Source organism: Bacillus sp. ISL-51 (genome assembly GCF_018613535.1).
In the GTDB taxonomy this organism is placed as follows: Bacteria; Bacillota; Bacilli; order Bacillales; family Bacillaceae; genus Bacillus.
In genome coordinates, this window is record NZ_JAGGQB010000012.1 from 150,270 (window position 1) to 162,177 (window position 11,908).

Consider the following 11,908-nt stretch of genomic DNA (forward strand, 5'->3'; position numbering starts at 1 on the left):
CGCCTGCCGGTCTTTCGGCTATCAAAAAAAGCCTGCCAATACGGCAGGTTTTTATTCAGATTTGTCACAATAAGCTGATTGTCAATTAAAAAGGTTTACTTAATGGATTTCAAGCTCATATAAGTACAAACTGAGATCAACCCGGCCATCTGCAGTGACAGCTACCCCCTCAGCTTCAAGTGAGAGCTTTTGGACAGAATACATTTCTTCATCTTTAAATCCAATCTCACCTTTTGCATTAATGACCCTGTGCCAAGGAAGACGGTGCTTTTTACTCATTGAGTGAAGAATTCTCACAACTTGTCTTGCACCTCGCGGACTCCCGGCCAGACCGGCAATTTGTCCATAAGTCATCACTTTTCCTTCAGGTATTTGTTTTATAATGGCTAATACCTGTTCCGTAAATGTCATGGAAACCCTCATTTCCTTCAATACCGTTAAGCTAGAAAGGCGGTCTTTTCTGCTTCATTTGTATTTTATAGTACAACAGTTTCGATGGAAAAGTCATATGGGTGCTGATTGTCTCATTATTATTGAAGATGACTTCATAAAACAGCCCCTTGGGAAGGCCTGTTTTATTGCGTTTCAAGACTTGCTCATGTTTCGGTCAGTACCACGCCTGTACATTGCTGTTGTGTGGGGGATTAGGTTGCATCATCATCATTCTGATGAGTTCTGTAATAATTCTCGGCCGTATAGATATTCCATTCCCAGAAATTTGACCCTTGGGAAAGAACATAGCGCTCCACGAACAGTTCAAAATTGAGATGCATCAGTTCATACTCCATTTGGTTAAGGAACCAAAGATAGTTTGGATCAGCAGAAATTTTAGTTTTGTCAATTAATAAATAACAGCCGTCTAACAGATATGCAACAGGTACAAAGTTAGGCTCTAAAAAACCATTTTGCATATATCTTTCAATCTCTTCTAAATTAAGAATATGAAGGCCCCCGCCTACATTTTCGCCGTAAATCAACGATTCAAAATTCTGGCTCCGTTATGCAGTTTTAAAAAGGTCTTATAGTCATCAGGGAGCGAAACATTTATTTTCTTCTCAAAATGTTGTATCTCCTGGTTTGTCGCACCTTTAGAAAAGGCACACTCTACCTCAGCAAGTATGCCTTCACTCCCTAAACATTTTAATTGCCCTTTTTCATCAATTAATTCTTTTAAGCCTTTTAATGTTTTTTTAATAAAAACCGTCATTGCGTCATCTATGTTTTTAGAAATTTATTCCCTTTTCACTGTTATAACCATTGTCTTTTTTGATATATATAATGATTCCTTAATTATAATCTTTATTCTATCACCCTTTCATGATCCATGATTTAAGTACATTATTAGTATGTTCACAAAAAGTTCACAAAAATAAAAATGAACACTTTTAATATATTACGCAATAATACATTTGTATCAAAAAGAGAAAGGAATGTTATAAATGAAAATGAAAAAAGTTTTAACTGGTTCCGCCTTGTCTCTTGCTCTGCTTGTTTCAGCTGCTCCTGCATTTGCAACCACAGCTTCAGCAACATCTAACACAGTCGGAGTTGTAAAAGAACAACAAGTAGTAATGTAATACCACAAGCATATTTAAAAAGAGTTGCTATTCCTGGATAACCATCTAAATGGAGCATTCCTAACACAACAGTTTTTATGGGAGTTACACTATATTTGAAAGAAGCTAAACAGGAAAGTAATGGCACATGGACTGGAATATTTGAAGGTTGGTTTAACGATGAAACAATATTAAAGTATCTTGAGCACGAGCACTTGTACTTTAGGACATGTTACGAATAAAATGAAAGAGGATGCCTCGCAAAAAGTCCAGCAAACTCGGAAGCATCCTCGATTTAGGGATTTCATAAATAAATGTTATTTTTTCAAGAAAAACAGGTGTCTAACCCTCTTGAACCCTTGTCACATCAAGGGTTTTTTTCGTTTTAGGAATCATATGATAAATAATATTCAAAAGTACGGCGGTAAAACTTCCGGCGACGATTCCGTTTGTGGTCAGCAGGTTTAAGTAAGACGGCAGGTGCTTGAACATGTCGGGAACGACGGTTACGCCGAGTCCCAAGCCGACGGAGCAGGCGACGATTAAGAGGTTTTCCTGCTTTTTAAAATCGATTTGGCTGAGCATTTTAATGCCGTAGGAAATGACCATGCCGAACATCGCAACCATGGCCCCGCCTAATACTGCTGACGGGATGATCGTTGTGAATGCGGCGATTTTCGGGAAGAGGCCGAAGAGCATTAAGAGAGCTCCGGTTACAACGATGACTGAGTTTTTCTTAATCCCTGTTAATTGAACGAGGCCGACGTTTTGTGAATAGGCTGTGTACGGAAATGCGTTGAAAATACCGCTCACAAATACCGCCAGGCCTTCAGCGCGGTAGCCTTTGGCTAAATCCCGTTCAGACAGGCGCCGGTTTGTCAAATCGCCCAGAGCGAAGTAAACACCGGTTGATTCGACAAGGCTGACAATGGCAACGATTGACATGGTTATGATAGGCGCTGCATGGAATGTCGGCGTCCCGAAGTAAAACGGTTTAATCATTTGAATCGCGTCAGCGTTCGCTACATTGTCAAATTGCACTTTTCCCATGAAATATGCAATGGCTGTCCCGATTAAAATGCCGATTAAAATAGAAATTGATTTAAAGAATCCTTTTGTAAACCGATATAATAAAACAATGATGACAAGCACGATAAATCCGAGCGCGAGATTAGCGGGATCACCGAAATCCTTGCTTCCCTCCCCGCCGGCGATGTGGTTCATCGCAACCGGCATCAGGGTCATCCCGATGATGGTCACGACAGATCCTGTCACGACTGGAGGAAAAAATGCGACAAGCTTGCCAAAGAAAAAAGAAAGAAAAATAACGAGCAAACCGGAAGCCAGAATGCTTCCGTAAATCGCTGAAATACCGTATTCCTTACCGATGGAAATAATCGGCGCTACCGCGGTAAACGTGCATCCGAGCACGACGGGAAGCCCGATGCCGAAAAACTTGTTTCTCCATACTTGAAGCAGCGTGGCCGCTCCGCACATAAAAATATCAATTGATACGAGGTACGTCAGCTGTTTAGCGTTCAGTCCAAGCGCCGCCCCTACAATTAAAGGAACGACTACGGCGCCGGCATACATCGCAAGCACATGCTGGATACCTAGCGACAGCGTTTTGGCATAGCCGTTTTTCATGAATGGACCTCCTGTACAAATGTCACTTTGCCGTCCTTTAGTGATTGAATTCTTGCCAATGATTCCACGCGGCAGCCCTTTTTCACAAGCTCATCTCTTCCCGGCTGAAACGACTTTTCAATCACGATGCCAAGCCCGCAAACAGCGGCTCCCGCTTGGTTTACGATTGACAGCAGGCCTTCTGCCGCCTGGCCGTTCGCTAAAAAGTCGTCAATAATTAAGATGCGGTCTTCTTTTGAGAGATGGCTGCCTGATACGGCAATTTGGCTTTCTGTTTTTTTCGTGAAAGAATATACGGATGCCGTTAAGAGATCATCCGTCAGCGTCAGAGATTTCCGTTTTCTCGCAAAGACGACGGGAACGCCGAGTTCAAGGCCGGCCATAACCGCCGGGGCAATGCCTGATGATTCGATTGTTACGATTTTTGTAATACCGTCTTGTTTGAAGCGGCGTGCAAATTCTTTGCCGACTTCCTGCATAAGAACCGGATCAATTTGATGGTTTAAAAAAGAATCAACTTTGAGCACTTGATCAGACAGAACAATTCCTTCTGCCTCTATTTTACGTTTTAATGCTTCCACAATAAATACCCCCGCTTATATAATAAAAAAAAGCATTGCCCGCTCTGAAAAAAGAGCAAGCAATGCTGAACATCCACACGTAACGGCCGCAAAAAAAGCCGTCTCATTGCTCACTCATAGTCGGACATTTACGGTGACCGGTAGAAACTTGCGTGCCATATCCACGCGATTATATGAGTGTTGATATGATATTAATTCAAATTATAACAAGGTTCGATTCTTTTGCATAGAGAAATTTGTATATTTCCGAACTTTTACAACGTTTTAAAGAGTATTATTCGTCTTTTTAGAATTTTTAGAAAAACGCCCGCTATAGCCGGGCGTCTTCATTACAAGTACAGATTCGAATATTTATCAACGAGATGCTGAATGAGATAACGAACATTCAGCTCTTCTCCCGTAGCATCCTTAATAATATCCAGCGGCAGCTTTCGTCTTCCGTGAACATGAACCTTTTCCGTCAGCCACTGTTTAACAGGCTCAAAATCCCCTCTTTCAATTAACTGATCGAATTCGGGAAGATCTTCTAGCATTTTATGTTTCAGCTGTGCTGCATACATGTATCCGAGCGCATAGGAAGGGAAATATCCGAAATCACCGCCCGCCCAATGAACATCCTGTAAAATCCCTTTTGCATCAGAAGGAGGCGTAATCCCTAAATAATCTTGGTATTTTTGATTCCACAAAGCAGGCAGCTCTTCCACGAATACTTCATTGCTGAAGATCGCTTTTTCAATTTCATAACGGATAATAATATGGAGCGGATACGTCAGCTCATCCGCTTCAATTCGGATGAAGGTCGGCTTTGCATCGTTTACGGCGCGGACAAAATCCTCTCTTTTCACATCTTGGAATTGGTCTGGCGACGCATCAATCATTTTTTGGTAATACGCAGTCCAAAAATGCTCGTTTCTGGCGATAAAGTTTTCATAAAATAGGGATTGGGATTCATGGATTCCCACGGAGGCTCCGTCAGATAAATTCGTGCCGCTCAGCGCTTCGTCAATATTCTGCTCATATATGGCATGGCCGCATTCGTGAATCGTTCCGAAAATCGCGGTGCGGAAATCATTTTCATCATATCTTGTTGTCACCCGCACATCGCCCCGGTTTATCGTCGTCACAAACGGATGCACCGTTTCATCCAGACGGCCGCCGTCAAATTCATACCCGAGCTCTTTTAAGAAATACAGGCAGAGCTCTGTTTGTTTATCCTTTGGAAACGTTTTCGTGATAAAGCCGGTATCCGGTTTGCCGGTTGAAGCCGTCACTTTCCGGACAAGCGGAATAATCGCTTCCTTCAATTCAGAAAACAGCTGATCAAGCACCTTTACCGTAACTCCCGGTTCAAACATATCCAGCAGCGCGTCATATGGGTGATCTTTGTGCCCCCAATAGGAAATAAACCGTTTATTATAATCGATCAGCTTTTCAAGGTACGGTGCAAACTTGGAGAAATCAGACGCTTCTCTCGCGTCCTCCCATGCCGTCTCAGCCTTTGACGTCAAAATAACATATTGTTTATACTCTTCCTCGGGGATTTTTTTATTATGATCATAGTCTTTTTTCGCCAGCTCTGCGGCCTTTATTGTATCCTCAGGCAGCTTTTCAGCATGCTCAAGAAGGATGTCCAGCAGTTCTTTCATCCGGTCTGAGGTCTGTATCTTAAATATATCCGCCGACAGCTGCCCGATGCTTTCAGCCCGGTCATCGGAACCTTTTTTCGGCGCTCCCGTTCTTAGATCCCAATGCATTAAGGCAGCCGCTTCCTCATAGTGTGATATTCTTTTTAACAGGTCAAAAAACTCTTTTTCATATGTATGTAAATCCATATCCGTTCCCTCCCTTTTCACTATCAATTACAGGCTAATTGAAGGCGGGGAGAAAGTCAACTTGTTGTAAAAAAAGAATGCCGGTTTACAGACATTTGATTGTTCTGCGGCAAACGCTATCATCGATTTTATCCGCAAATGCGCCGGCATTTTCGTCCCGTATATTCATCAGCGCTAAGTAAAGGCCACCGTTGTTTTCATTCATGACAGCGGCAATGGCCAATATGGTGCCCGGTAAAAAAACCGGGGTGAATTCCGTTTTCAAAAATAAAGTGAGCGGCAATCACGCCAAGCAAGGCGGGAAAACCGATTTCCCCCAAAAGAAGCGTAATTCCCTTTATGGCAATATATCATGTGGAGCGAAAATCAATTGCAGCGCCTAGCACAAAAGATAAAAACGCCTAAAATCGGCAGTGTCCCGGTAATCGGCGCTCCCGTAAACCCTCTAAAGAAGTCTGCTGTTCAGTGGGTAAGTTTGTTTAACGCTGTTCCTAGAGAGAGGCAGCTGGCTTGCCCGCATATAAAAAAGGCTGCCGGAAACGAATCCGGCAGCCTTTCCTCTTACATCAATTGAGGCGCAACAGGTAAAATCTTTTTCACTTCGTTCAGAACCCGCTCACTTTCTCCGCCCGCATAAATGGAAATGGAGCCGCTGTCTTGATTGGACCGTATAAGACGGCCGATTCCCTGCCGCACTCTTAACAGCATGTACGGCAAATCAACTTCCTCAAACGGGTCTTGTTTTGCTCCGTTTCGCTTCGCGGTAAAGACGGGATCATGCGGCGGATACGGCAATGCCCAAATGGTCACGTTACGAAGCGAATCGCCCGGAATGTCAAGCCCTTCCCATAAGTGGACGGAACAAAGCACAGATTCTTCATCCCTCTGGAACTTTTCGACCAGGCTGCTGATTTCTTCATCACCTTCATAATAGATCGGGTAAGGCAATTCCCAGGCGGCGGCTTGATCTTTAAACTCCTTCATTTCTTCAAATGAAGGAAAAAGGACAAGCGTTCTTCCTTTATACTCCTTAATCGTTTCTATTGTCCGGGCTGTTTTCTGCTCAGCCGTCATTTCGCCGTAAAGCGCAACTGCCATTTGCTCTTCGTAATCGTACGGAGATTCAACAGTAAACGATAATGGATCATGTATACCGAGGCTGTCTGCAATATAATCAAACGAACCGCCCTCTGACAACGTAGCAGATGAGAAAATGTAAGGGATTTTTTTAGAAAACACCTTTTCACCCAGCACTTCCGCGACAGTTCTCGGCATGACGACAAACGTTGAGTCCGCATCCTGTTTTTCAAGCCAGCTGATGGCATCCTTTTGATACAATGACAAGGAATAGGCCATTTGTTCAACGTATTCTTCTACGACTGACAGCTCGTATTTATCGATCGTATACATTTCTGACTCAAATACAAGCGCCTCGCCGATTTTATCCAGAAGACGGCACAGCTCGTCAGCCGCGCGTTTTACACGCTGGTCGTTTTGGATGTCAAGACGGTGAGATCCGGCCACTTCCTTAGATTCCTCTGAAAGCACATAGAAAAACTCGTCGTTTGCAGCAAGCGAATCTTCTATCAGCTCGGCAAATTCCTCCCTGATGTCGTTTTGAAGCAGGCGCTCTAAAAACAATTCAAGCGTTGATTGCTTCACGCGATATGTTAATGCTTTTTGTGCAGCGAATTCCAAAAGGTGCCCTTCATCAAACACAACGGCGCTGTGATCCGGCAAAAGCGGCAGCTGCCCTTCCCGTTTGCGTGATTCCTCTGTCCACACATGTTCCATGTAGAAATCATGGGAGCAAACGATCAGATCCGTTGATTTTCGGTAATGGTCTCTTGAAAGCGTTAAGCCGCATCTATGTCTCATATCACACGTTAAGCAGTCCTGGAAGGAGTCATAGCTTACGCTTGACCATTCTTCATTCGTCAAATCAGCGTATTGCTTGCGGTCGCCGTACGGATAAAAACGTTGCATCGCTTGCGATTCATGGACGAAGGAAGGCAGGGATTCATAGAGATCAAGCCACTTCTCATCATCAGAACGCTGCATCGTTTTCTCAAGCTTTTTCAAACAGAGATACTGCTCATGTGATTTTGAAAGCCTTGTATCAATCTGTAAATCCAAATGCTCCGTCAGCTTTGATATGTCGCCTTCCTTTTTAACAAGCTGTTCAATTAACGTTTCATCAGCACACGCGATAATGGCAGGTTTTCCGGTATACCTTGCATAGCTGATCGCAAACAGCAGATATACCAGCGTTTTCCCCGTACCCACTCCGGCTTCGGCAAACATGACTTTTTTTTCTTTAAATGCCCGCTCAAGCTGAAAAGCCATAAACACTTGCTCATCCCGAAGGTCAAAGCCTTTTTCGGGAAGTATATCGTAAAACACGTCACCAATCCAATTGTTCAGTTCTTCGTAAAAATTCTTTTGTTTTGTTAAAGCAAAAGGCAAACGTGATGTTGTCACCCAACTCCAACCCCTAACTATTCTGCATTCAGACCATCTATAATATCATTTAATCCTTTCTAATACAACAAAAAAACTTGGCCGCGCCAAGCTTTTCTGAACAATCATTTTCGGTTAATCACATGTGAAGATAAAAACGGATGGTCTGTTGAATTTGTATGCTCCACCGCTTTTTCAAAATCTTCTTGTGCATGTGTCATGACGGAAGGAGAAAGCTCCGCCCCGGTTTCTTGCAGCTGAGCCGCTGTTGCGTCTAACGCCTTTTGAATCCGGTTAAAGTGTTCGCTGTTCAGCATGAGATCACCTCTCGAATAGAAATAATCATCATTCTATGCGGATTTTTCACTTTATATACATGCTTTTTGAATGATCCGCACATGACCTGCACAAACTACAAGAGATATTCACGATTGAATATCCATCTTCACAAACTTATTCTATCCGGGAGTGATGGTTACATGAGTTATAAAGATCGTTTAGATCAGCATTCTGAATTGTTTCATCACAATTGGACTCGGCCGAAGCGCTCAAAATCGCAGGTCAACGGCCACACCGAAATGTCCCAAACCAACATTATTTTACGGAGCAACGCAAAAGCGCACCGTTGGTAATGATAGAATAGAATGGAAAGATGCCCGGGAAGACGCTGTTTAGGCGTCTTCTCTTTTTGTTTGTTCCTGCTTTTTCCGCTGCGGGCGCACTTTAGCCCAATACTGGTAATAATCCGCCTTAATAAATCCGTTAAACAGCTTGCGTTTTTTTGTCGCTTTTCTTCCGTATGCTTCTTCAAATTGTTCATTTGAGGTTAAGATGTACACAGACCACGTATCAAGCGATTCTAACGCACGGCCCATTTCTTTATACATCCGCTCTACTTCACGTTTCTCACCAAGCCGTTCGCCATACGGCGGGTTTCCGACGATGACGCCAAAATCAAGTTTGGTCGTGAAATCTTGCACTCGCATTTGTTTACATTCAATAAGATCACCGAGACCGGCTTCTTCTGCGTTTTCTTTCGCGATTTGCACCATCCTGTGATCAACGTCACTGGCGAAAATCTGAAGCGGCTGTTCATAATTCGCCTTTTCCTCCACTTCAAGACGCGCTTTGTCCCATAGTTCTTTCCCAATCCATTCCCAGTCTTCCGAGACAAAATCACGGTTAAAACCAGGAGCAATGTTTTGCCCGATTAAAGCGGCTTCGATTGCAATGGTGCCGGAGCCGCAGAAAGGATCGACAAACGGACGGTCAGGCGTCCAATTGGTTAAGAGAACAAGCGCCGCAGCCAGCGTTTCTTTAATCGGCGCGCCGCCCTGATCGACCCTGTATCCCCGTTTATGAAGGCCTGTCCCGGATGAATCCAATGTAATTACGGCTTTATCCTTTAAAAGAGAGATCTCGATCTTATATTCGGCGCCTGTTTCTTCAATCCAGTCATTTTGTTTGCCGGACTGGATTTTCAGCTTTTCGGCAATCGCCTTTTTCACGATCCGCTGACAGTCAGGAACGCTTGCGAGCACCGACTTAACAGATTTTCCTATAACAGGAAACTTTCCGTTTTCCGGAATATACGACCGCCAGTCAATGGCCTTCGTTTTTTCAAAGAGCTCATCGAACGTTTTTGCCTGAAACTCGGCGACCTGCACTTTTATGCGGTCAGCCGTTCTGAGCCATAGGTTAGCTCGGCATATCGCAAGCGCGTCGCCTTCAAAAATGACTTTTCCGTTATCTACTCTGCACTCGTACCCTAACTCACGGACTTCTTTGGCAACAATCGCTTCAATTCCCATCGGCGCCGTCGCTATTAGTGTATACTTCTTCATCGTATCACCCTGTCTTTTCAAACTTTCGTTTCATTCAAGATAAAAGCTCCCCATGAAGGAGAGCTCTGAGTTTGTCATTTAAATGTTTAACGTTCTGTAAGCCATGTTTTGTTCCGTCGTACTGCAATCGGCTCATCACCTCGTACTCAGGCGGCAATCATCTATCTACAGAAAGTATTCTGTCCTTCTATCTGTTCAATTCCTTCAAGAAGGTTCCCCTACCAAAATTTGGGTTTCTCGCTCGAGGGGTTTACCGCGTTCCACTCTCACCATTTCTGGTGAGACTTCGTCACTGTGGCACTTTCAAGGATACTCAGCCATATCCGAAGACGTAGGCTTTTTTCCTGCCGTCAGCCTATCAAGGCTGCCCTAGCTTATCGCTTCGCTAGGCACGAACACTACGGGCATCTCAGCACCGTGCGAGCATGGACTTTCCTCTACAGATTCGGAAAACCTGCAGCGATCACCCGAACGTTAAGAACACTTGTTCATTATAAAGCAACTTGTCTCATTTGACAAGTGCGTCTTTCTTATTCATCATACAGCTTGCTGCCGAATACATGTTTCTCAAGGTTAGACAGCCGTTTTAAAATATCAAAGTTCGTCGTATTGGACTGAACCGGCTGCTTTTTGCTTGCTTCTTCAAGCTGCTTTTTCAGCTGCAGATTTTCCTGCTGCAGTTCTTCTACTTCTTGATGAAAGGTTTCATAATCCTTAATAATCATATCTAAAAATTTGTCAACGTCTTCTTGTCTGTACCCTCTAACGCCTGTTTTAAATTCTTTTTCCAAAATGTCTTTCGCAGAAAGCTTTACTTTATCAGCAAGCATCTTTTTCACCTCGTATCGTGAATCATATCTTATATTTTATTCAGAAACACGTGCCGTTGTCAAATGTTCTCTGGAATGTTATGTAAAGAAGGCTTCTTCTTCAACTGCTGCCCGGAGATCATCCATCGTAATTGAATAGATCGGATATCCGTCTTTTTCACTCCGTTTCTCCGCTTCTTGCAGCATATATTTAGGCGAACCTTCCATTTCCGGATCATATAAAAGTAAAAGCGCGTCTGATTTTTCAATAAAAAACGCGTTTTTCTGCCGGAACTGCAGCGGACTCTCATAGGGCCTATGCGTGAGGCTCTCTTCATAATCTGCCTGTGCCAGCACGGCTTCATACATCTCTTTATTCGCTTCCTTCCACTTTTCTTCCTGGCCGTAAAAAGGCGTGATTACGGCCACCTTAAGCTCTGGATAGTCCTCTCTAAGATCGTACGCCGTTTCCGCCGCCCAAAGTTCGGTCCCCAGCTGGCCTGATATAAGCACCCACTCCAAGCCTTCGTCAAGAAAGCTCCTCATCCGGTTTTCCAGTGCTTTTTTAATATAAACCAGCGCGCGGTCATCCTGCTTAAAGATGCCGAGTTCAAACGGCTTATACCCTGATACGGCTAATACTTTCAATTCCATCACCTGCTTAAAAAATGGGGCTCCCATCGGGCCCCATTTTGATTTGCTGATATCCTTACCGATCTTGCTTAAACGTTCAATACTAGTAATCGCAGCAAGGGCTTCCGCACTGAATATGCTGATGTGTTGTCGGATCAACATTTGAGTAAGTGTGCGGGAAGTAATGAACGTGCTCAAAGTTGTGGTGATTTACGTTAGTTGTATGCTGCGGATGAATATGCGGCACAATCGTGTTGGAAAAATTATGGTGTTCACAGCAATGAGTCGGATGGACAATCGGCGGCATCACGTTTGGTCTGCAATGATGAAACATGCTAAAATCCCCTCTCCATAAACTTTTATTACACTGTTAAGTTATGAAAACAAGGGGATGCATGTTCTAATGCAATCACCCAATTTAGAAATGCATGAGCAAGCTGTCTTTAAAATTCGAAAAAACAAACGCAATTAAAAAAACCACGACAAAGAACAAGTAAAAAACACCTTTATACATACTAACTCTCCCCTATAAATAACTAACGCTAT

At 43.6% G+C, this 11,908-nt stretch carries 12 protein-coding genes, 1 other RNA gene, 3 pseudogenes and 1 riboswitch; of the genes and pseudogenes, 2 read left to right on the forward strand and 14 right to left on the reverse strand.

Translation table 11 applies throughout. The features are described from left to right. Positions 1 to 99: 99 nt before the first annotated feature. The gene (locus tag J7E26_RS15745) at positions 100 to 411 is read right to left on the reverse strand and encodes an MGMT family protein (protein WP_214814131.1); all 312 of its coding nucleotides are present in this window, start codon (positions 409 to 411) and stop codon (positions 100 to 102) included. Positions 412 to 644: 233 nt separating this feature from the next. Next, positions 645 to 1,207 (reverse strand): annotated as a pseudogene (locus J7E26_RS15750) (SMI1/KNR4 family protein). A gap of 232 nt (positions 1,208 to 1,439) precedes the next feature. Here J7E26_RS15750 and J7E26_RS18380 point away from each other — a divergent pair. Further along, positions 1,440 to 1,577: a hypothetical protein gene (locus tag J7E26_RS18380; protein ID WP_286174435.1), complete on the forward strand. Its 138-nt coding sequence runs from the start codon at positions 1,440 to 1,442 to the stop codon at positions 1,575 to 1,577. Between the two features lie 321 nt (positions 1,578 to 1,898). Here J7E26_RS18380 and pbuX read toward each other — a convergent pair whose 3' ends face one another. The 6 genes and pseudogenes from pbuX to J7E26_RS15785 all read right to left on the reverse strand — a co-directional run bounded on the left by pbuX (position 1,899) and on the right by J7E26_RS15785 (position 8,393). Next, positions 1,899 to 3,203 (reverse strand): xanthine permease PbuX, encoded by a 1,305-nt coding sequence (pbuX, locus tag J7E26_RS15760; protein WP_214814134.1) that lies wholly within the window; start codon positions 3,201 to 3,203, stop codon positions 1,899 to 1,901. Beyond that, positions 3,200 to 3,784, reverse strand: coding sequence for a xanthine phosphoribosyltransferase (gene xpt, locus J7E26_RS15765; protein WP_214814136.1), 585 nt, complete (start codon positions 3,782 to 3,784; stop codon positions 3,200 to 3,202). Before xpt ends, pbuX begins: the two co-directional genes overlap by 4 nt. A 97-nt stretch (positions 3,785 to 3,881) precedes the next feature. After that, a riboswitch (purine riboswitch) is annotated at positions 3,882 to 3,981 on the reverse strand. Positions 3,982 to 4,113: 132 nt separating this feature from the next. Then, entirely contained in the window at positions 4,114 to 5,616 is a 1,503-nt protein-coding gene (locus J7E26_RS15770; RefSeq protein ID WP_214814140.1) for a carboxypeptidase M32, read from the reverse strand. A gap of 133 nt (positions 5,617 to 5,749) precedes the next feature. After that, positions 5,750 to 6,078 (reverse strand): annotated as a pseudogene (locus J7E26_RS15775) (2-keto-3-deoxygluconate permease); the annotation flags it as partial. Between the two features lie 99 nt (positions 6,079 to 6,177). After that, on the reverse strand, positions 6,178 to 8,097 hold the full coding sequence (locus J7E26_RS15780) for an ATP-dependent DNA helicase (protein ID WP_214814143.1): 1,920 nt from the start codon (positions 8,095 to 8,097) through the stop codon (positions 6,178 to 6,180). A gap of 104 nt (positions 8,098 to 8,201) precedes the next feature. Then, on the reverse strand, positions 8,202 to 8,393 hold the full coding sequence (locus tag J7E26_RS15785; protein WP_214814147.1) for a hypothetical protein: 192 nt from the start codon (positions 8,391 to 8,393) through the stop codon (positions 8,202 to 8,204). A 162-nt stretch (positions 8,394 to 8,555) separates the two neighbouring features. On the opposite strand from J7E26_RS15785, the gene J7E26_RS15790 reads away from it, so the two are divergent. Then, positions 8,556 to 8,708, forward strand: a complete 153-nt coding sequence (locus J7E26_RS15790; protein ID WP_003153548.1) for a YpzG family protein — start codon at positions 8,556 to 8,558, stop codon at positions 8,706 to 8,708. A 39-nt stretch (positions 8,709 to 8,747) separates the two neighbouring features. On the opposite strand, the gene J7E26_RS15795 is transcribed toward J7E26_RS15790, so the two are convergent. The 6 genes and pseudogenes from J7E26_RS15795 to J7E26_RS15820 form a co-directional block, all read right to left on the reverse strand. Then, the gene (locus tag J7E26_RS15795; RefSeq protein WP_214814150.1) at positions 8,748 to 9,920 is read right to left on the reverse strand and encodes a THUMP domain-containing class I SAM-dependent RNA methyltransferase; all 1,173 of its coding nucleotides are present in this window, start codon (positions 9,918 to 9,920) and stop codon (positions 8,748 to 8,750) included. 92 nt (positions 9,921 to 10,012) lie between these two features. Beyond that, positions 10,013 to 10,395, reverse strand: an RNA gene (gene rnpB, locus J7E26_RS15800) — RNase P RNA component class B. Between the two features lie 55 nt (positions 10,396 to 10,450). Then, positions 10,451 to 10,750, reverse strand: a complete 300-nt coding sequence (gene gpsB, locus J7E26_RS15805) for a cell division regulator GpsB (RefSeq protein ID WP_061521000.1) — start codon at positions 10,748 to 10,750, stop codon at positions 10,451 to 10,453. A gap of 78 nt (positions 10,751 to 10,828) precedes the next feature. Beyond that, positions 10,829 to 11,377 carry an SLOG family protein gene (locus J7E26_RS15810; RefSeq protein ID WP_214814407.1) on the reverse strand — a complete coding sequence of 183 codons (549 nt, stop codon included), beginning with the start codon at positions 11,375 to 11,377 and terminating at the stop codon, positions 10,829 to 10,831. An 88-nt stretch (positions 11,378 to 11,465) separates the two neighbouring features. Then, a complete protein-coding gene (cotD, locus tag J7E26_RS15815; protein WP_082796774.1) occupies positions 11,466 to 11,696 on the reverse strand; it encodes a spore coat protein CotD in 231 nt (76 codons plus the stop codon). Positions 11,697 to 11,780: 84 nt separating this feature from the next. Continuing rightward, positions 11,781 to 11,888, reverse strand: a pseudogene (locus J7E26_RS15820) (hypothetical protein); the annotation flags it as partial. Between the last annotated feature and the right edge of the window lie 20 nt (positions 11,889 to 11,908).

Coding starts and splice junctions, on each gene's coding strand:
- J7E26_RS15745 (WP_214814131.1), bottom strand. CDS start 411: ATGACATTTACGGAACAGGTATTAGCCATTATAAAACAAATACCTGAA.
- J7E26_RS18380 (WP_286174435.1), top strand. CDS start 1,440: ATGAAAATGAAAAAAGTTTTAACTGGTTCCGCCTTGTCTCTTGCTCTG.
- pbuX (WP_214814134.1), bottom strand. CDS start 3,203: ATGAAAAACGGCTATGCCAAAACGCTGTCGCTAGGTATCCAGCATGTG.
- J7E26_RS15770 (WP_214814140.1), bottom strand. CDS start 5,616: ATGGATTTACATACATATGAAAAAGAGTTTTTTGACCTGTTAAAAAGA.
- J7E26_RS15785 (WP_214814147.1), bottom strand. CDS start 8,393: ATGCTGAACAGCGAACACTTTAACCGGATTCAAAAGGCGTTAGACGCA.
- J7E26_RS15790 (WP_003153548.1), top strand. CDS start 8,556: ATGAGTTATAAAGATCGTTTAGATCAGCATTCTGAATTGTTTCATCAC.
- J7E26_RS15795 (WP_214814150.1), bottom strand. CDS start 9,920: ATGAAGAAGTATACACTAATAGCGACGGCGCCGATGGGAATTGAAGCG.
- gpsB (WP_061521000.1), bottom strand. CDS start 10,750: ATGCTTGCTGATAAAGTAAAGCTTTCTGCGAAAGACATTTTGGAAAAA.
- cotD (WP_082796774.1), bottom strand. CDS start 11,696: ATGTTTCATCATTGCAGACCAAACGTGATGCCGCCGATTGTCCATCCG.